The following is a 20342-nucleotide window of genomic DNA, read 5'->3' as shown; positions in this document are numbered from 1 at the left end:
TATTAGTTATAGCTGCTTCCTGTTGAGATGGGACTGTTTGCTGTGAAATTTTCTATCGACGTTTGCTTCTCATAGAAATGTGTGGCATTTAATTGCACACCTTCACGTGTATAAAAAGCATCCTCCGGTCCAATCGGCAGTTGCACAAGCTGTCCGGTACTGGCCGATTTGTAAATGGCCGTAATGAATTCAAGCGTCTTTCGACCGCTATAGCCGTCTATTAATAACGCAGCACCGGTTTCAATCGCTGCCAGCACATTGTCAATTTGACCCGCATGTCCCTCGTATGCCACATCAGGCAATGCCTCATAATAAGCCTGCAGTTCAGCTTCGAGTTCAGGATTTGCTGCTGGAAACCCATTGGTCAACGCGCTGGAAGCTTTAACTTTCCAAGGCGTGGAGACACGGGCATGCGCTCCTTGGAATATCAACTGCTGCTCTTCGCCGTGATGCACAACCGAGCTCGTCAACTGGCCCAGCGAACCGTCTGGATAGCGCAGCATCGCGATGGAAATATCCTCGACCTCCGCATTGTCATGCGCAACATTGCTCATGAATGCCTGCACTTCGCTCGGGCTGCCCATCATCCAAAGCAATGCGTCGATATGATGCACCGCGTGATTCAGCGTAGGTCCGCCGCCCTCCTTTTCCCAAGTGCCACGCCACCACAGATCGTAGTACGAGTGGCCTCGCCACCAGAAGGAATCCACTTGAACATGCAAAACTTTGCCCATCAGACCACTTTCGAGGACCGATTTCATTTTCATCATCGGCGTCTTGAACCGGTTCTGCGCGACTACTGATACGAATTTACCTGTCCGCTTAGCTGCCTCATTCATGAGATCGCATTCTTCCAGAGAGGATGCCATCGGTTTCTCCACGATAACGTGAGACCCCGCTTCAAGAAATTCTACAGTCAGAGAAGCATGTGTATAAGGAGGCGTACATATCGAAACGAGATCAATCCCATCGACAAGCAAGGCCTTGTAATCCTTCACGGCCTTCGCATTCAGCTTGTATTGCTCGATGCGCGATTGCGCTTTATCCTCATAGATATCGCTTATCGCAACAATCGTGCAGCGCTCCGGGAATTGCAAATAAGCTTCAATATGTGCGGCGGCAATCGCTCCGGAACCAACTATGGCTACTTTGAGCATCTCTTCATCCCCCTTTGGCTTCTTGGTACCAGTGTATCAAGAATACGGTTTCAAAAGTGACGTGACTTTGTGCAAAAATACCACTATTTTGCGGTTTTTCACTCAACGTCAGCCATCAGACTAGGATGCAATTGGGACTGCGCATTCCCTAAGACTAGGGATAACGGTATGCCCCTTCTACCTGAAACGGAACTGGAGTACGCTATTTAACTCCATTTGGTTTAAATAGATGCACAAGAGGAACTAGGATACGCTATTTTTCCGTTTCTGCCTGCATGTAGGCAGTTTACATGGAAATAGCGGACTCCAGTTCCTCTTCACTCCGATTTTGCTTATTATTTGGCAATTAGCGGACCCTAGTTCCGTTTCGCCATATTTTCGCATGGCAAACAACCCCCGAATCCACGTTTCACGGAGTACGCGCCAGCGGCGCTGCTCCATAGACGGGTTTCAGGGGTCTGGTTTTAGCTTATATCTCGTGTACGATCATGCGGCAAACAGCTCAGCCTCTCGCCTGCACGAGTGCCGGCCGATTTTCCCATACCGTGCTGGGCACCTCACGACGCAGCACCGGCATCACTTCCGTCGCAAACCGTTCGACCTGCTCGCGCTGCTCTGCCTCGGTTAACCCGTCAACACTGATGCTCAGCACCTGATGTCCATAGGCGGCTTGGTAGTTCAGAATCTTCTCGATCACTTGCTCCGAGCTGCCAACGAGTACAGGACCATTCTGAATATTGTCCTCCAAATTCTTGAAGGGCGAGTTATTATGCTGAGCTGAAGCGGTTGCCCGGAAGGCATCGTAATAAGGGCGGTAGCGCTTTATGGCTTCCTCCGAAGTATTCGCCAAATATAAGCTTCCGAAACCTGAGCCTACGACGGCTTTGGCCGGATCATGCCCATAATGAGCTAAACGCTCGCGATAATGATCAATAAGCGCTTTATACTTCGCTTGTGGGTGAAACGTATTCGAGGAGAAAATAGGCTCGCCATATTTCGCCGCAAGCTCTGTAGAAAGCTGGCTCGACGCGCTGCCATGCCAAATGGGAATCGGCTTCTGAAACGGCCTTGGCTGGGTCGTCACGCCATGAAGCGGGGTGCGATACCGTCCTTCCCAAGTGACATTTTCCTCTTCCCATAGCTTTTTGAGCAGCGCATAACGCTCGGCGAGCGAGTCCCACTGCTCCTCCTCGGTAATTCCAAATAGCGGATAGTGGCGAGGATCATTCCCTTTCCCGATGATGAGCTCCAACCGGCCGTCGGATAGATGATCCAATGTCGCATAATCCTCCGCGACTCTGACGGGGTCGAGCACGCTGAGCACGGTTACCGTCGTCAGCAGCCGAATCGTTGAGGTTCTCGCAGCAATCGCTGTCAAAACAACAGGGGGCGAAGAGGACAGGAATGGTTCTCCGTGCCGCTCCCCTACGCCATAGGCTTCAAAACCCAGCTCCTCGGCAAGCTCAGCCTGTTTGAGTACATTTTCAAATTTCTGACGTGTTGTCAGTGTTTCACCAGTTAAGGCATTCGGGAGATTCATCATAAGACTGAATAAAGCGAATTTCATTATCGGTTATCTCCCTTCAGCGATTCAAATCCTTTTGGTAAGCCAGTACTAAATCCCAATTCCCGCTATAAATAGGCACGCGATAGTAGCCCACTCGTTCATAGAGCGCAGCAGCTTCCGGTTGTTTGGGACCCGTCTGCAGCTTGATGCTGGTATAGCCGTACTCAAGTGCAAGCCGTTCCGCTTCGGCCAAAATAGCTTGAGCTACGCCCTTACGGCGGAAATCGAGACGCGTGTACATGCGTTTGACCTCAACCGTCGTTTCGTCGATCGGACGCAAAGCACCGCAGCCTACAGGGTGCCCCTCCGAACGCGCCACGATGAAAGCTGATCGAGGCACTTCCACATCGGAAGCTTGGAAGCCAGCGGTCCCGTCGGAATCATAGAGCCGACCCAATTCTGCGCTTAGCTCGCGTATTAATTGCTCGGATTCACTTGCTCGGATATCTTCTTTGGCAGCCGTTATGGTAGAAATCATCGGTTACATTCACCTCTTTTAAAATTAGGAAACAGCTTTATTGATGTAAGCAAAATAAGCATCTGCGAAGCTCTGCACCCCGCGAACAATCTGATCTTCGCTCACATAACTGAAACAGAGCCTAGCATACTGAAAGCCCTCCGGATTGACATAGAAGCTCTTGCCATCCACGAAACTCACGCCTCGATGGGCCGCATCCTCCAAGAAGTCGCTTGTATTCACTTCATCCGCGAAACGAAGCCAGATATAGAAGCCTCCCTCCGGAAGATGAAATGTGACATGCTCGCCGAAGCTATTCTTCACCGCTTTGGCCATAACGTCCCTTTGCTGGCGGTAATGGTCGATTAAGCTATCCACATGTTCCTGAAAAGCAAAACCGTCCAATAGCTTCGCGACGATTTCTTGAGTAAATACACCGATGCTGCCGCCTAGATTCAGCAGCTTTATTTTGGCAATTACACGGGAATCTGCAATGATCCAACCGAGACGAAGCCCAGGCGCAATGATTTTGGAAAACGTATTGAGATAAATGACTCTTTCCGGAAACAACGTATACAGCGGAGGGTACCGGTTGCCTGTAAAATTCAATTCGGAGTAAGCATCGTCTTCCAAAATAAAAAAATTATAAATTTCCGCCAGCTGCACAAGACGCTTTCTCCGCTCAACGGATAACGTGACACCGCCGGGATTATGATAGGTTGGCATCGTATATAGAAACTTGGGCAGCGGTTTGCCATTCTGCTTGGCATTCAGCAAGGCATTCTCAATCAAATCTACACGGACGCCTTCTTCATCAATCGGAAAAGACGTGATTTCCGCCTCAGCCGTTCGAAAGGCTTGCAGCGCGCTGAAGAAAGAAGGAGATTCCACCCAGACATGATCCCCAGGCTCAACAAGAATTCTCGTCGCCAAATCTATGCCCTGCGTTGAACCATAAGTCACCAAGATTTGATCAAGCTCTACATGAATGCCATGCACTTGGGAGCGTGCCTGAATCCACTTCAGGATTTGCCCAGGACCAACAGAGCCTGAATATTGCAGTGCCTTCCTCCCATGCAGCGTGACCGCCTCTGCGGCCGATTGGGAAAGCTGTTCGATGGGGAATAAATGCGGCGCAGCGAAGCCAAAAGATAAATGTACATGATCCTGCTTCGTGACCGTCGTGCTGCCGATGGATGGCGTTGCCGGAATCCGTTTGGCAAAAGAAAAGGAGTCTACTGTTTGGGACATCGTTTGTTCCTCCACCTGCTTGTATTTAGGGTCTGACGTAGTTGGGATTCCACGCCAGCCACCATTTTTCCAATAATTTCGCTGCACTGTCCGATAATTTACCGAGCAAAGCATAGATCAGAATACTTAACACAATGACATCCATTTGAAAAAATTCCCGTGCATTCATCGCCATGTAGCCTAACCCTGATTTGGCAGCAACCGTTTCTGCGACAATAAGCGTAAGCCACATAATCCCCAAGGCGTATCGAAGTCCAACCAAGATGGAAGGCAGCGCCCCCGGCAAAATGATGTGCCAATACAAAGCGAGGCGACTGAGGCCATACACTTTGCCCACCTCAATAAGACCCGCATCGATCGAACGAATCCCATGGAACGTATTGAGATATACGGGGAAGAAGACACCCAAGGACACCAGCACAAGCTTCGCCGGTTCATCAATCCCAAACCAGATAATGACCAGCGGAATTAAGGAAAGATGCGGAATGGTGCGAACCATCTGAATCGACGAATCCGCCAGCTTCTCCGCGACACGAGAAAAACCGTTCAACAAGCCAAGCAGGAACCCGATGCTTCCACCTATAAGCAGCCCGCTAAGCGCCCTTTTCGAGCTAATGGCTATGTGGGTCAGCAATTCGCCTGATTTCAGCATGGCCGCAAAAACACTAAGAACCTTCAAAGGCTGTGGCAATACATTCGCGGCAATAATCCCCGTCGTCGTCAGAACATGCCAAGCCACAACTAACAGAATAGGGATTATCCAAGGAGCGACGACATAGAAACGTTCTCTTCCCTTTGACTCTTTCACTTCTGCTCAACCCCCTTTCGCAGCTTGGCTTTTCCTATGGCGCTGTGGTTATTTTTTTCAATTCTTCCTCAAAAGCTCTGCTCCAAGTTGCACTGACATCAATTTTACTCTTTAACAGCCCAACGCTAGTGAGCGCATCGGCGACATCCTGCTCCGACGCAATCGCTTTGTCGAAATTGGCGGATATCTTAGAGGGGCGCTGAATCTCTCCCTTTTTGAGAGTGTCCAAAGCCTGCTCCACGGGCTGCTTCGTATTGGCTGCCGTAATTTCAGCCCATTTTTGCTGATTGCTGCGTGTCCATGCATAAAATTTATTCAATCTGCCTAAAAAATCTACAATAGCGGCATGCTTGGCGGGATCGTTAATGGCATCGGGTGTAGCCTCATACAAGAAATTTCCCGACAAAATATCCTTGGCGCTTGCCAGCTCCGTAGCTCCATTCTGGTGCGCGGAGATAATGGCATTCCCATAGCTTGCCAAAGCATCTACTTTGCCGCTGATCAAAGCGCTAAGTCCATCGGAGGTCGATAACGGAACGGCTTCAATATCAGACCAGGACAGACCGGCATTTTGCAGGATTTTGACTAAAAAGTAGTGGGCTGTCGTGGCATTAACGTAAGCGACTTTCTTCCCCTTCAGCTCTGCGACGCTTTTGATCGGAGAACCTTTGGGAATCACGATTTCTTGGTTGAGCGTCGTTGATTCAAAGGAAGCGATCACTTTGAAATTGCCGCCGTTCGCTGCTTGGGAAGCAAAAATAGGCGGGATTTCACTTGTTGAGCCCAAATCCAGGTTGTTGGCAGCCATCGCTTCCAATTGCAGATTCCCGCCCTGGAAGACGCTGAATTGCAGCTTATACGGAGTATCTGTAAGACCAGCTTCCTTGAAGCCAATCTCCAAGCTATTCCACCCTGTTTGACCGACTCGCAAGTTTACTTTGCTTAAATCAACCGCAGGCGCTGCCGCAGTAGACTTCGCTGAGGCTGAAGGCGATGGAGCAGGGGGACTTGACGTTTTGGCATCTCCGGATGAGGCGGCTTGATTGGCACAGCCTGCCGCAAATGCAGCTATACATAATGAAATCATGGCTAGACTAACTCTCTTTTTGGCTATCGACATGCGTGGTTAACTCCCCTTTTATGTATAAATTATTTAATGCTTCACGTAAGCAGACTGGATGATTCGCTGCCCCCACCTATCCGCTGATAGAATGGCTTGCGCGAGGCTTGCTTCATTCACGGCAAAAGATAAGCCTTGAATCGCTTCCTTGCGGAGCTGAACGCCTTTCGCAATTGCGGTGGCAATGGGCTCGGGATCCTCCACTATGCCTAGTTCTCTCAGCGTAAGCGGCAATCCCAATTGATGGAGCAGAGCAGCAAGCTCTTGAATTTCATCCTCTCCTCGTCCCTCCAACACAACCTGTGCAAGTAGTCCAAAAGCAACCTTCTCGCCATGAAGCGTCCCGCTCGTTTGAGGGATAAACGTCAAGCTATTATGAATTGCATGGGCAATCCCAGCTCTGGGCGTTGTTCCTTGCGCACTTCCCGCTAAGCCCGCTAGAACTATGACAGCGTCAACAGCCTCCTTGAAAGCTGGCGTTATTACCCCTGTACCTGCAGCTTCGTAGGCTTGTAGCGCATGCGTCTTCAGTCGTTCGAGGGCAAGTTTGGCCGTCTGCGTAGCTATGCGAATATCCAAGCCTTCGGGCTCCTCATTGTGATTGACCACCGTTTCATACCATTTCACCAGGGTATCTCCAATGCCGGAAGCCAGATAGCGCTTGGGAGCAGCAGCCAAAATACGAAGATCTGCCAGCACGACGGTCGGTGAGCGTTTCAAAAGCAAATACGAGGAAGAGCGGCCTAAGTCATCGTACAGCACCGATAGAGCAGCCCATGAAGCGCAAGTCGCCGCAATCGTTGGAACGGCCACTACGGGAACTTCTAACCGATCCGCGACAGCTTTGGAGAGATCCAAGGCCTTGCCGCCGCCGATGCCAATAATGACATCAACTTGCTTTTCCGCCGCGATATTAGAGTAGGTCTGAATCTCTGTTGTTGTCACCTTCCCGCTAAATACCGCGATGGAATAGGTGATTTCTGACGTTTGCAGACTCGTGAGAAAAGACGAAGACTGAATGGCCTCCAACGAATTTCTGCCCGCAATAATGAGCGCTTTCCGACCTAATGGAGCAATGAGCGCTCCGCTTTTTGATAAAATGTCCGACTCATTCCAATAGCGCTCCGGTGCTTTAAACGAAATCATACTTCTTATCTCCTTTCACACAGTTGGATTTATCCTCATAATTCACATCGTTTATATCGGATTTATTTCCATACTGTACCATTTGCCCTTCTTCTCGTCTAATTGATGTTTCCTATTCTTTAATAGAATTGTTCTATACACTGCTGGGGCATGACAGCTAACCGTTGGTTGGGACCCGACCGACCGCAAAAACCTGCGAAAATGCAGGAATTTTCCGACGAATTGGGTTAAAAGTGGAAATGCCTGCAATTGTGCATGTATTTCCCGCTTTTCCAGCCCAAAATCCAGAATCAACCTCAAAAACATGCACATTTGCAGGAATTTCATGATTGAGGCTATTAGTGGAGTAAAAAAGATGCACAAATGCAGGTTTTCGAAAAGTAACTGACGCTAGAGCTGGACGACATCCATAAGAAACCCTCTAGGGAGGCCATTCAAAGAGGGTTAGCCGCGTTTACATGTGGGCTTGATTGCCAAATAGACATTTTCGGGAACCGTATTGCGCGCAAAAAGAGCTGCCCTCAAGTAGGTTTGTCTACTTAAGGGGCAGCCCCTTTAAGGATTTGAGTTAAGCCAACGAATCTTCCCTGCTTTTGAACCAAAGGATATCCACACAATAAGCGAGTATGATGCCCAAAGCATATCTGATCAAATCAACTTTAAGAAATCCTGTTCCCAGAACGAGGGAACCTATGACAGTCTGCCTGAGGTCAACCAGCCACTCTGCTTGATACATCTGACTAAATTCAATGGCATAGCTGAAAATCAGACTCAACGCAGCAGCCCAAATAAGGCTCTTCTTCACGAATAGACATCGAAAACCGAAGTAGACCATACTCGCCCAGAGCATATCACCTGCATGGCTGGCAATGAAACTTGGCAATACATGCGAGAACTTTCTAGAGCTTAAGCCCAAACCTATCGTTATCAGGACAAGGGCTGCATACCATAGTCGTTTCTTCAGACGAAACGGATCATCCCAAACGTTATTTCTCATCACGAACGCGTCTTAATTTCCGAAATACTTGATAAAAGGAACGCTTGCCTTTCATAATTCCCACTAATTGCGCACCAGCAAGAATCAATAAGGCGACCAACAATAACAGCATCACAAGCGTAATCCCTGAATTGGATGCTTTGGTCAGTATTATGGCGCAAATACCCAAGAAGGCTGAAACCGCATATAGCGTATACACCGTGCTCCGGCGGCTAACGCCAAGATCCGTCAATCGGTGATGGACATGGCCGCGGTCTGCCTCATACAGAGGGCGGCCTTGCAATCCGCGCCTTACCATAGCAAGCAGCGTATCCAGAATGGGAACACCCAGTATGAGCAAAGGAATAATAAAAGAAACGAATACAGCCTGCTTGAACCCCAGAATGGATAAAACAGCTAGTACAAATCCAAGAAATGCAGAGCCGGACTCGCCCATAAAAATCGAAGCAGGCTCAGAATTAAACAAATAAAATCCAGCCAAGCTCCCTAGCAGCGTCAAGCTGATAATCAAAACAGGAATGTTGCCGGTTATAGCAGCAATGATGCCGAGAGAGAGACAAGAAATGCCGGCAATCCCTGTGGCAAGACCATCTAATCCATCGATCCAATTCAAGGCATTAATTAATCCTACAATCCAGAAAATGGTCAACAGGATAGAGAACCAGCCTGGGAAATAAATATCGTAAGCAAATGGAATATGTATTTGGTCAATCGTGAAACCCGAGAACGCTACGATCGCGGCAGCAATCAGCTGCCCTAACATTTTCCATTTGGCCGATAACGTGTAGACATCATCAAGCACCCCCACCAGCTCAATGACACAAGCAGCGATGAGCAGAGCCCAGAATCCGGGAAGCGCAGGCACTAATTTCGAGTAAAATATAGCGACTGCCGACATAAATGAAAGGAATATCGCCAGCCCTCCCAGCCGAGGCATAATGCTGTCGTGCATCGTCCGGTGGTTGGGAACAGCTACAGCCCCAATGGCAACAGACAGCCGCCTAATCCATGGCATGATGAGCACCAAAATAACACCGGAAGTAAGTACAGCCGCTAACGAAGAAACTAACAAATTTGATCAACCCCTTTTCAGTCGTTATGTGTTTAACCTCAATTCCATTCGTCATGAAAATTGAGGTTGTGTGCATCCCTAATGCTTCTGCTTTCTTCTTTCTTCCAGTTCCTTCTTCAAAGCATTTTCAACAGATTCCGCCAACATATCGAATTTCTCCGCTACGGAATAGGAAAGAATGACGCCGCAATGGGTGCAGCGCTGCATTTGAAGCTCCGTCATTTTCGAACAACTTTTGCATCTAATCAACGTTATCCAACCACCTTTACACCCCTATGAAATAGTAACGTCAGCAGCACACCGGAAACCGATATTCCCCGTGGAGCTATCCGGTGTATTTTTGCTGCGGGCTGCCACACGATACCTGTTGCAGTAAGAACGATGACAGAGGTAGGAACCACCTCGCATCGAGCGCGCTTCTCCTTTCGGCGGACCGGAAGGATTGTCTCGCTTGCCTTTGGCATGATACGTTGGGCTGAACCAGTCAGAACACCATTCCCAAACATTGCCCGATACATTATACAAGCCGAAGCCATTAGGCTCGAATGCCCGAACAGGCGCAGTTCCGGCATAGCCGTCACTTTTATTATTTTTATCAGGGAACTTCCCCTGCCAAATATTACACATATGCTTGCCGCCCGGCTTCAGCTCGTCTCCCCAAGGATAGCGCTTTTTGGCCAAGCCGCCGCGAGCAGCGAATTCCCACTCTGCTTCTGTCGGCAGCCGTTTCCCAGCCCACTTGCAATACGCCATGGCATCGTTCCAAGATACGTGAATTACGGGATGATCCATGCGCTCTGCAAGATCGGAATCGGGACCTTCCGGATGCTGCCAATCCGCACCTTCCACTACCCACCACCAAGGTGTTTGCTGGACGGTCGTTTTCACATTTTGAGCTGTTGCTTCGGACACGAACAAATGAAAAACAAAAGACCAACCAAAGGCTTCCGCCTCCGTCTTATACCCTGTTTGCTCTATGAATTGCTTGAACTCCGCGTTCGTTACCGCGCAGGGATCTATATAGAAAGGCTTAAGCGTGACTTCACGGATCGGACCTTCGCCATCCGAAGGGAAGCCTTCCTGATCATCTGTCCCCATCAGAAAGGTACCGCCATTTAACAAAATCATGTTGTCCCTGTTTGATGCTGGGGCATCATTCTTTGGCTCGATCTGAACATCGGGGGATTGGGATTGCTGCACCTGCGCAGTTGTATTGCGGCTTGCTGAGCAGCACGCTGACATATTGGATTCCATAGTAAGCTTCCTTTCTCATCATAAATTTATAACTGGATTACCCTTTGATTTCATAACTTACAAAAGCCAATAGGCTCCTGGATTGCAGGCATGTCTCATCTTCCCCTTATCATCATACTACTCGGATCTTTGCTTCGTATACCTTTGCTTACTGATTATTTCAAGATTCAAGGCCAAAAACCTTCTCATGATTGTGGGAATTTCGACAAATCCAGCCCACGAAAGATAGTGGCAAATGCCTGGCTTGGGCTATGCTATAATAAAAAGGCTTCAAACGAAACTTGGGAAATTGAAGGTGTCTGTATGGATTATTTGCTGCTGTCTCGATTAGCCAGACTGGATGTCAAATGGATTTCAGAATTAGTTGGCAATGAACATTTCGCCGGGCCGAAATCCAATCCTTTTTTTGAGCTGCTTATGGTCACAGAAGGACCTGTTTATTTAGAGGTGGGCGAGGAGCGGCTGGAACTGCGAAGCGGTGAGACATTCCTGTTAATGCCGTGGGAAAAGCATGGCTGCTGGAAGCCCATTGGTGCGCAAAGCGGTTTCTATTGGGTGCAGTTTGCTGCGGAGCCTGGGTTGATCCTGCATAAAGAAGACGCGGCTGAGCGCTATCCTGCGGTCATCCCAGCTATGCAAGATCTCCGCACATCCCATTCGGACAGTTACATGGACTTTCTACTGCTCCCACGGCAAAGCAAGCCGTTTAATCGCTATGAGCTGCTTGGCCTTTTTGAGAAAATACATCAGCAATTTCATGTTCCTAAGGGATATTTCCGCTATCGCGCTACGCTGCTGCTGGGGCAAATCCTGGAGTTGCTTGCGCAAGATGTTTTGGACCAAAAGGACTTGCAAGCCGAAGTTTCTTCTACTTTTTTGCTCTACCGCCGGCTCGTGAATCTGTTGGATGAAACGTACACGACCAATCCCTCCAGTGAAGATTTGGAGCAGGCCCTGCATCATAATTACGAATATTTATGCCAAATTTTCAAAAAGTACGCAAACACGACCATCGGTTCCTATGTTCATCAACTGCAAATCCAAAAAGCGAAGCATCTGCTCACCAGCACCTCATGTATGATTCGCGATATTGCAGAGGAAGTTGGCTTTCAGGATCCGTATTATTTCTCCCGGATATTCAAAAAGCTGGAAGGCATAAGCCCCCAGCAATTTCGAGATATATGAGATTTAGCAACAAAACTTAACTATTAGCCTTCGGTACCCCGTTCATAAGCACTATCGGAATGAGTCCTTTCGTCGGCCGGCCTTGCGAAGTAATTTCGACAATGAGATCATATCTGGCTTCCTGCAAGCCTTGAGGATAGATCGTGAATTCAAGCTCTGTTCTGCCGACATTGCAGTGGTAGTTCTCCAGCGATGAAGCAACTTTCGGGCCTGGCGAGATGCTCCATTCAGCCGGCAAATGCCATTTGATCTGCAGCCATTGCTGCATAAACAACTGATTGTCGATGATCAGTTTAATCTTCTTAGCGGTTCCATCCTGAACAAATGGCGCTTCCTGATAATCAACTATCGCTGAGAAGATCGTGAAATCGTAAGGGACTTGGAAAGGACTTTGTTCCAGCTTATCCGCGAAGCTGCGATTCAGCCAAGCATTCACGCGCATTGGCTGACTTTGCAACTGAGCGCCTTCTTTCATCGCAATCGTATACCCTTCCGCTCCTGAAAGCACATCGCAAAGCTCACTGCCCAAGAACGAAGGCGCCAAACGCAAAATCCGTTCTGTCAATTCAACGACAGTTTTCGGAACGCGCAGACCCTGATCGCCCAAATTAAGACACAGCGTCTTAATGCTATCCCCGATAGGATCCGTCCATTTGGTTGGAATACTTTCAGCCCCGCCGATAATGCCCAGAATCGAGCCAATCGTCGCTGCCGTGCAGTCGGTGTCTTCCCCGCAGTTATTGGCAATGCAAATACTGTTGCCGAAGTCGCCTTCGCCATACAACCAGCCTATGAGCGTAATCCCCACATTGCTCGGCGCATCATAACCCATCTTGCCAATCGGAACGTCCTGCGGCAAATCCTCCGTATTCATCCCCAGAATCCCGAAGCTGCCTGGCACATCCGTCATCACTTGAATGCGTGCTTCCTGCCAAGTCAGTCCTTTTTTATATGCATCTATCGCAGATGCCACACCTTTGGCAACACCGGATTCCGCAGGAATATACGACAAGCCGATCTCGATCAATTTATTTCTGTCACTTTCCACAAAAGCTGCGCTCTCAATGGCAGCAAAGAACACTTCCGCATATACGCCTTCATGGCTATGATCAACAATCGCATCTTCATAAGCGTATTTGACCGCAATATCGGGATTTCCCGGGGCAAGACACGCCCAAATTTCCGAGCGAATGTAGGCGCCGTTGCTGTCGCGGTAAACATTGTCCACATAGCCTGATAAGGGGGGAACGATTCCTTGTCTGAGGTTGTTTTTGCCTGCACCGTATTCGCCCCAGTTCGGGACAATATAGGAAAGCCAGTATTCGCCCAATATAGAAGCCGTCACATTGCGGCCATACTTCTCCACAGCATTCAGCCACACAAGCTGGAGGTCTAAATCATCATTAGGCAAGGGCTCTCCATTTAACTCTTGGGTGTAAAAATCAACCTCAAATACGCCACGCTTGCATTCAAATGGAGCCCCTAGGGTGCCACCGACATTTTTGCCAATCCAGCAGCCCATCAATTTCGATCTATACGTCTGTAAACTCAGCTTCATCTCTGTTCCTCCGCCTTATCCTTGATTTGCTTGCTTATTTAAGCTGAGTATAACAGGCGAGAAGCTGAGTCTACATGAAGAAATCTTAGTTCCCAGACTTACAAATCATCAACTTTGTCCATCCCTTTGAGGCGGCCTTATGTAGCCTTCTACTTCAACTTGGTTTGCAGCAGCTCTACCAGTTGCTTACCTGGATCGCCAAAGCCGCGGTTTCCGCCACCGTTGCCAGCTGGACCTTTGCCATCTCCTTGCCCTTTGGCAGGTGCTTGCTCATTGCCTGTGCCGGTGCTGCTGCCGCTTGAAGCGTCCGGTTTCGCGCTCGCCGCAGGCGTTTTCGCAGGATCTCCCGCTGCATTGCCGCGTTTGCCTCCTCCGTTGCCTTTCTCCCCATTCGTGCCGCCATTAGGCCCACCATTGCCACCGTTTCCGTTGCCGCGGTTATTCATGCGTGTCGCTGCGTCTTCGACGAATTTTTTCTGAGCGTCTGTCAGTTTCTCCAGCAGCTTAGTTTTGTTGTCATCCGTGAGTTCACCTTTGGTAACAGCTTCCTCGGCTACAGGCAGCATGACCTGCGCTTGATCTTTCGTTATCGCTAGGCCATCGGCTTTATCAAGCATAAGGAGCGTCTGCATCGTACTGAACATTTGACGCAGCTCCGTGCTCATAGCTGGCCGGTTTGCCCCATTGTTCGCAGCGTTCGGAGAAGCTTTGGTGCCTTGATCCTGATTCTGCGCAGGCTGTGTCGTGCTCGCTGCCGCTGCTGCTTTGCCATCTGCTGGCTGACTGCCGCTCGCGCATCCCGTTAGTAAGACAGGAACCAGTACACAAATACCCGCCATTTTTTTCATATTCACCTTCATTGAATAATCACTCCTATCTCTTTTCGTACAACCCCTATCTTACTTTTCAAATATGAACAAAATTTGAAGCCAAGCTGAAACTTGGATAAATGTTTGCTTAAAATTACCTAAGTAACACACATGAAAAAACCTCGAATCCACAAAAGTGGAATTCGAGGTTGAGCGGTCTATCCGTTGACCGAATCAATAAATTTTTCTAAAGCTGAAATATCGGAGATATTTTTATTGCAATCCGCGCTATTCATACATAAATAATTGCCCACTGTTTTATAATAATCAGGCGAAGACTTGGGTGGCCGTATTTTGGAGGTCGCCGAAAATAATACAAGCTCCTCATACCGATTGCAAACAAAACAAAAACTTTTCTTATTGGTAGGCGTAGCTCTGCCTTCAATGCCAATGAATTGCCCATTGGCATGATAGACCATGAACAATTTATTCGTAGCAATATCCATCCAACTCAGATAGGTTACATAACGATGGTCGATGGTTGACAAGTCAGGAAGCTTAAGTTTCTTATTCTTGGGAAACAGTTTAAGGAGCTGCTTCTCTGTTGCTTGGGGAAATCCAATGATATAGGGCTCTAACGCCTTGATATACTGTTGGAAATCATCCGCTTTTTCTAATGTGGAAATACGATTGAGCATTTGTTTCTGCCCTTCAGTGGCAAGCGGAAACAGCTCATCAAGTTTAGTTTCTGTAAAATATCTTAGCGATGCCAGCACTTTGGAATCGGCATTGGTCCGAATAGCATTCAGCAGTGAATCGGCTTGCTTTTTAATAAAATTATATTGGTGGTTTCTAATAAATGGATCACACATATTGGTTCAGCCCCTTATTTATGGATAAATGAATGAAATAAGGTGCAAAGCCACTATTAGAAACGAAATATGCGTAATGGGCGATTAATTGTCGTTCACATTGCGCCCATGCAAAGTATCGCCTCTAAAGTAGGCTTTGCATGAGACTGTGCCAATCCGGCAATCTTTCATTGCCATCTTTACCAACTCCCTCGGTTCCGAATACGACTATTATAATAAAAATTAGCCTGCTAGATCAATGGAAAGAATTTTTTTAATAATGAATGAGAAGATTCTCGGCATTTCCTTACGAAAAGGAACTATGATCCGCTAATTGGCTCAGAATTCGATATTTGCAGCTGAAAGGGAAGTACGATCCCTTATTTCCCCACTTTACTGCGAAATCCCAGCAATTTAGACAAATTAGCGTACCGCAGTTCCGTCTGACTAGCTAAATAGCTGTTTGGATCACGAATAGAGGAACAGAGTTCCCTCTCGTAGATTCAAAAGAAGTTATTCTCAGCCGAACTCATTTGGAATTCAGTAGATTCGCTTGCCGCAAACCGCCCCCCCAATTGATTCGGAGACGGCTTCGATAAGCTCGTTTATTGAGTTAACCGCGTTCAGCTACATAACGAGCACTATTCAACACCAGTCTCCGATACGAAACTGGTTCAAACGAAGGAGCATGATGGCCTGGCTGAAGATAGACGACTTTGCCCAGTCCATAGCTGCTTTCCCATGCAGCAGGGTACTTGCGGCCTTCGTATTCATATTCAAGAAAGACTGTTTTCTTGGTAAACAGATCGAATTCGAACATATACGGCTCCTCGTCCACCGTGAAGCTCTCTACGCCTTCAAGCAAAGGATGGTCCGCTATGGAGGCCGAATAGGTCAATGATTGATAGGGAGGATGTCCTGTAAACTTAGCGCCGATAACTTGAAGCAGCTCATAGTTGTTATGCAAGGAAACGCCGTTGTGAATAACCAGCAGTCCACCTCCGCCCGCGACATAACGAAGGATTCCCGCCGTTTGTTCCCGCGTTAAACTGCGATTCCAGCAGTCCGTATAGGACAGGCAGAATCTATATGCCTCCAGTTGGTTCTCCTGACCCAGCTTAGCAAAACTCTCATAATCTTCCGTACCAACAAGCTCGTACTCCTGACCAAGAATTGATTCTAACTGCCGTTGAGCCGGCTCTAAAGGATGCCATGGAGCATCCGTTTGATCTCCTACTAGTAAGACTTGCGGTTTAGTAGACATTCTCCGCTACTCCCTTCGTATTTAGATTACCAAGGAATTTCATTGCCGCTGTGCGCCTCTACGTAGAGCGGTTTATCAAGGATTACGTGCTTACAGCTTTCAATGCGATTCACGATATGAGCCGCAGCTTCATCCGCTGTGAATCTGGCCGAGGTGTCCAATGTGCCACTCATATAACTTTGCACCCATCCCGGATGAATGAGCAGCACGCGGCCGCCATCCTTTTTCATTTTGTTATGAATAATGGAAGAACCCATGTTAAGCGCTGCCTTCGCCATGCAATAACCATACCAGGACTCACGATAGCTTTGACCGATGCTCCCTGCTTCGGAGGAGATGTTAACGATGAATTTGCCGCCCTTCATGATCGGTTCGAATAATGCATTCGCCATGCGGATAGCACCTAAGGCAGTTACATTAAACACCTGCTGCATGTCCTCAAAATCTAATTCATCCTCAATCGTTCCCTTAATATCGCCAAGGATTCCCGCGTTGTTAATCAGCAAATCCAAGCCATCGGTTTGTTTCATAATAAGCTCTGCAGCAGCTTTTACACTCGCATCACTGCCTATATCCAATACAAAGCTATGAAGCTTTCCAGGATATTTCTCTGCCAAACGCTCGTGTTCTTCATTGGCCGGTAAATAACTCCCTGCATAGACGCAGCAACCTGCTTCCAGCAGCAGCTTCGTCAACGCCAAGCCCACTCCGCGATCCGTTCCTGTCACACATACGATGCTTGCCATAATCGCCAACTCCTTTCTGCACTTCCCTATCATAGGATTTCGATCCGTCAGCTGCCGAACGTGTTACCACCGTTTACCGACAAGCATTGTCCTGTGATGAATCTAGACTCATCCGATGCAAAAAAGACGACTGCATTGGCAATATCGGTCGGTTCCCCCATTCGCTGCAGCGGTACTGCGGCCTGATAGTCATTGATTTCAGCGCCTTCATGGCGTTCAACGGGAATCCATCCGGGCGCAACCAGATTCACACGTATGCCTTGTGGGCCAAGCTCACTAGCCCAAGATCGGGTCATTCCGACCATTGCTGCCTTGGCTGTGACATAGCTGGAAAAGTTGGCATTGCCGATTTGAACGACCTCACTGCCGATATGAATAATGCTCCCTTGTCCCCTTTGCTTCATGCCGGGGAGAATCGCTTTAGCTAAAAGCAGCGGTGCTTTGACGAAAAAATCAAGCTGATCCAAGTACGTTTGCCACGTACTATCCTCGATAGAAAGCATTGGCTGTGGCCCTGTAGCGTTATTCACAAGCACATCAATCCCGATGCCAAAATATTGCTCGGATTGCCGAACAAGCTCGAGGACCTCCTTCTCACTTGTTACATCAGCGCGAAAGGCTTGGGCTTTGCCGCCGTTAACTGTGATCATCCTTACCGTTTCTTCAGCATCTTGCTGGCTATTCGCATAGTTTACTGCGACGACAGCCCCCGCGGAGGCCAATGATACAGCGATATGCCGTCCAAGTCCTCTTGAAGCTCCTGTTACAAGAGCAAGCTTTCCTTGCAAACGTGCAGTTGATTCCATGAGTGCCTCCTGAGCTACGTACTTTTATAATAGTGTGCTATAAACACTTTCCATGTTACCATACAATGAATTTCCCGAAAGCAAAAAATTCCATGCACAATCTAGCACATGGAATGATATGAACGCTTACGATACGGTCATCTAGACACCTTTTTGCAATCTGCTGACTGCAATCCCTGCTAGCAGCGCAGCGCCGATAGGCAGGCATTCTTCATGAAGTGTGTATTTGGGGTGATGGAGCCCAAACGCTTGATCGGCATTCTCCTTCGGACCGGAACCAAGCCAAAAGAAGCAACCTGGGATCTTCTCGAGATAAAGGGAGAAATCTTCTCCAGCCATGGTCGGTTCAGCTTGGACCCGCTGTTCGGGAAGGAGCATTTGATCAATCACGGATTCCACATGCCGCAGGCACTGATCATGGTTCGTCAGCACTGGCGTTTGTTCCACGTACCGAATCTCCACTTCACAGCGATAAGCCTCTGCAATCGAGCGAATAATTCGGCTCAGCCTCATCTCCATACCCAGTTGCGTTGATTTGGCGAATGTCCGGACCGTTCCCGTCAGAACAGCTCGATGGGGAATTACGTTGTTCGCTTCGCCGGCTTGCAGGCTGCCAATCGTCACAACAGCTGGCTCGAACGGCGAAATTTCACGGCTTACAGCCGTTTGCAAGCCCATCACGATGGCAGACGCCGCAACGATCGGATCAATGCTTTGATCTGGTATTGCACCGTGGCCCCCCTTGCCGGTAAGTTCGATCTCAATTCGGTCGACGGAGCCCATCAACGCCCCTTGGCGTGTAGCAGCCATTCCGTTTGCCAGCGTTGGCAAATTATGCAAACCGTAAATTTCGTCAACGCCATCTAAGGCGCCGCCGGCAATCAGGGCTTTGGCTCCAGCATTGATTTCTTCCGCTGCTTGAAACAACAACCGAATGCGCCCCTTAAGCGGAACCTGCCACTGCGTCAGCAGCTTAGCCGCGCCAACTAACATTGCCGTATGTCCGTCGTGTCCACAGGCATGCATCCGACCTGGCCGCTTGGACGAGAAGGATAGACCCGTCTCTTCTTGGATAGGAAGGGCATCCATATCAGCGCGCAAAGCAATTGTTGGTCCGTCTTCGCTATAAATAAGGTCCGCGATAATGCCATGGCCACCAATCCCCATGCGTGGAGAAAGGCCTAACAAACGCAGCTGATCCGCTACTTTCCGGGCTGTTTCTCCCTCGTCCAAACTAAGCTCGGGCTCTTCATGCAGACATCTGCGGAATGCCACTATATCATAGCTAATGGCTTGTGCTTCAGCATGCAGCGATTTAAGGGATTGCTGCTGCTTATTCCCACTGTTGTTCATTTGAGATCACCCTCTCCTGCAACCGGCTGCTTCGTTTCTGTCTCCGATTTCTCACGGCTGGACTTTCCTTTGCCATATAGCTCCTGCATGATGCGAGTTCCTGTTGGCGTAGCTGCTAAACCGCCCTTAGTGGTTTCACGATATTTGTCCGGCATACTGCCGCCGACCTCGAGCATCGCGCCAATGACCTCATCCGACGGAATGACGCTGCGAATGCCTGCGATCGCCATCTCCGAAGCGGTGATTGCCGAAACAGCCCCGAAGCCATTGCGGACGATGCAGGGAATCTCAACGAGTCCGCCTACAGGATCGCAAATCAAACCAAGCGAATTCTTCAGCGCCAAGCCTACAGCGTGAACAGCTTGCTCTGGCGTCCCGCCGCGCAATTCAGTCAGCGCGCCAGCCGCCATTGCCACGGCGGAGCCAATTTCCGCTTGGCACCCGCCTTCGGCTCCGGACACAAACGAACGATTGGCGATGATATAGCCAAGTGCGCCAGCAGTGAACAATCCCTCAGTCATGCGGTCATCGCTCCAGCCAAAATGCTCTTGAACACTAAGAAAAACACCAGGAATAACGCCGCAAGAACCAGCCGTAGGTGTAGCAATGATCCGGCCCATGCTGGCATTGACCTCAGATACGGAAAGCGCATAAGCAAGGGCTTTGCTGGAAATCGGCCCCAAGAGACTGGATTGTACTTCAATTAGGGCCATCGCACGTTTGGCATCATTGCCCGTGAGACCGCTTCGCGACAACGTATCCCGCGTCAGTCCGCGTTTCACGGCATCCTTCATGACCAGATAATAGCTGTGCATTTTATCGGTTTCCTGCTTCAGAGTACGCCCGGATTCCTGCGCCTGCTCCTCCGTCATCAGTTGGTGGATAGGCTTCCCTTCTTTCAGACAAAGCGCAGTTAATTCATGCAGATGGGAAAATCTCAT

Annotated in this window: 20 protein-coding genes; 1 reads left to right on the top strand and 19 read right to left on the bottom strand. The window is 48.8% G+C overall.

Annotated features, from left to right (window positions below; genetic code table 11):
* Positions 1 to 2: 2 nt before the first annotated feature.
* The 11 genes from HQN90_RS29145 to HQN90_RS29095 form a co-directional block, all read right to left on the bottom strand.
* Positions 3 to 1157: a Gfo/Idh/MocA family protein gene (locus HQN90_RS29145; RefSeq protein ID WP_173225643.1), complete on the bottom strand. Its 1155-nt coding sequence runs from the start codon at positions 1155 to 1157 to the stop codon at positions 3 to 5.
* A gap of 502 nt (positions 1158 to 1659) precedes the next feature.
* Positions 1660 to 2724 carry an LLM class flavin-dependent oxidoreductase gene (locus HQN90_RS29140; RefSeq protein ID WP_173225640.1) on the bottom strand — a complete coding sequence of 355 codons (1065 nt, stop codon included), beginning with the start codon at positions 2722 to 2724 and terminating at the stop codon, positions 1660 to 1662.
* Positions 2725 to 2740: 16 nt separating this feature from the next.
* Entirely contained in the window at positions 2741 to 3202 is a 462-nt protein-coding gene (locus HQN90_RS29135) for a GNAT family N-acetyltransferase (protein WP_173225637.1), read from the bottom strand.
* A 24-nt stretch (positions 3203 to 3226) separates the two neighbouring features.
* Positions 3227 to 4432, bottom strand: a complete 1206-nt coding sequence (locus HQN90_RS29130; protein ID WP_173225634.1) for an aminotransferase-like domain-containing protein — start codon at positions 4430 to 4432, stop codon at positions 3227 to 3229.
* 25 nt (positions 4433 to 4457) lie between these two features.
* Positions 4458 to 5240, bottom strand: a complete 783-nt coding sequence (locus HQN90_RS29125; RefSeq protein ID WP_173225631.1) for an ABC transporter permease subunit — start codon at positions 5238 to 5240, stop codon at positions 4458 to 4460.
* A 34-nt stretch (positions 5241 to 5274) separates the two neighbouring features.
* Positions 5275 to 6360, bottom strand: a complete 1086-nt coding sequence (locus HQN90_RS29120) for an ABC transporter substrate-binding protein (RefSeq protein ID WP_173225628.1) — start codon at positions 6358 to 6360, stop codon at positions 5275 to 5277.
* Positions 6361 to 6393: 33 nt separating this feature from the next.
* The gene (locus HQN90_RS29115; RefSeq protein ID WP_173225625.1) at positions 6394 to 7506 is read right to left on the bottom strand and encodes an iron-containing alcohol dehydrogenase family protein; all 1113 of its coding nucleotides are present in this window, start codon (positions 7504 to 7506) and stop codon (positions 6394 to 6396) included.
* Positions 7507 to 8074: 568 nt separating this feature from the next.
* Complete coding sequence (locus tag HQN90_RS29110) at positions 8075 to 8503, bottom strand: ribosomal maturation YjgA family protein (protein ID WP_173225623.1); 429 nt, start codon at positions 8501 to 8503, stop codon at positions 8075 to 8077.
* Entirely contained in the window at positions 8493 to 9575 is a 1083-nt protein-coding gene (locus tag HQN90_RS29105; RefSeq protein WP_173225620.1) for an MraY family glycosyltransferase, read from the bottom strand. The genes HQN90_RS29110 and HQN90_RS29105 overlap by 11 nt, the downstream gene beginning before the upstream one ends.
* A 78-nt stretch (positions 9576 to 9653) precedes the next feature.
* A complete protein-coding gene (locus HQN90_RS29100) occupies positions 9654 to 9824 on the bottom strand; it encodes a hypothetical protein (RefSeq protein ID WP_173225617.1) in 171 nt (56 codons plus the stop codon).
* Between the two features lie 24 nt (positions 9825 to 9848).
* Positions 9849 to 10829: a formylglycine-generating enzyme family protein gene (locus HQN90_RS29095; protein ID WP_173225614.1), complete on the bottom strand. Its 981-nt coding sequence runs from the start codon at positions 10827 to 10829 to the stop codon at positions 9849 to 9851.
* Positions 10830 to 11132: 303 nt separating this feature from the next.
* On the opposite strand from HQN90_RS29095, the gene HQN90_RS29090 reads away from it, so the two are divergent.
* Positions 11133 to 12014, top strand: coding sequence for an AraC family transcriptional regulator (locus tag HQN90_RS29090; RefSeq protein ID WP_173225611.1), 882 nt, complete (start codon positions 11133 to 11135; stop codon positions 12012 to 12014).
* A 16-nt stretch (positions 12015 to 12030) separates the two neighbouring features.
* On the opposite strand, the gene HQN90_RS29085 is transcribed toward HQN90_RS29090, so the two are convergent.
* The 8 genes from HQN90_RS29085 to sdaAA form a co-directional block, all read right to left on the bottom strand.
* On the bottom strand, positions 12031 to 13572 hold the full coding sequence (locus HQN90_RS29085) for an ADP-ribosylglycohydrolase family protein (RefSeq protein WP_173225608.1): 1542 nt from the start codon (positions 13570 to 13572) through the stop codon (positions 12031 to 12033).
* Positions 13573 to 13721: 149 nt separating this feature from the next.
* Positions 13722 to 14432: a hypothetical protein gene (locus HQN90_RS29080; RefSeq protein WP_173225605.1), complete on the bottom strand. Its 711-nt coding sequence runs from the start codon at positions 14430 to 14432 to the stop codon at positions 13722 to 13724.
* A 167-nt stretch (positions 14433 to 14599) separates the two neighbouring features.
* Positions 14600 to 15253 (bottom strand): FusB/FusC family EF-G-binding protein, encoded by a 654-nt coding sequence (locus HQN90_RS29075; RefSeq protein ID WP_173225601.1) that lies wholly within the window; start codon positions 15251 to 15253, stop codon positions 14600 to 14602.
* Between the two features lie 592 nt (positions 15254 to 15845).
* Positions 15846 to 16496, bottom strand: coding sequence for a ThuA domain-containing protein (locus tag HQN90_RS29070; RefSeq protein WP_173225598.1), 651 nt, complete (start codon positions 16494 to 16496; stop codon positions 15846 to 15848).
* A 26-nt stretch (positions 16497 to 16522) separates the two neighbouring features.
* Positions 16523 to 17242 (bottom strand): SDR family NAD(P)-dependent oxidoreductase, encoded by a 720-nt coding sequence (locus HQN90_RS29065; RefSeq protein ID WP_173225595.1) that lies wholly within the window; start codon positions 17240 to 17242, stop codon positions 16523 to 16525.
* Between the two features lie 47 nt (positions 17243 to 17289).
* Entirely contained in the window at positions 17290 to 18048 is a 759-nt protein-coding gene (locus HQN90_RS29060; protein ID WP_173225592.1) for an SDR family oxidoreductase, read from the bottom strand.
* 141 nt (positions 18049 to 18189) lie between these two features.
* Entirely contained in the window at positions 18190 to 19401 is a 1212-nt protein-coding gene (locus HQN90_RS29055) for a M20 metallopeptidase family protein (protein ID WP_173225589.1), read from the bottom strand.
* A complete protein-coding gene (gene sdaAA, locus HQN90_RS29050) occupies positions 19398 to 20342 on the bottom strand; it encodes an L-serine ammonia-lyase, iron-sulfur-dependent, subunit alpha (RefSeq protein WP_173225586.1) in 945 nt (314 codons plus the stop codon). The genes HQN90_RS29055 and sdaAA overlap by 4 nt, the downstream gene beginning before the upstream one ends.

This window comes from Paenibacillus alba, assembly GCF_013204855.1.
Lineage (GTDB): Bacteria > Bacillota > Bacilli > Paenibacillales > NBRC-103111 > Paenibacillus_E > Paenibacillus_E alba.
Note: the sequence above shows the minus strand (reverse complement) of the source record. Positions and strands in the feature narration are given on the sequence as shown.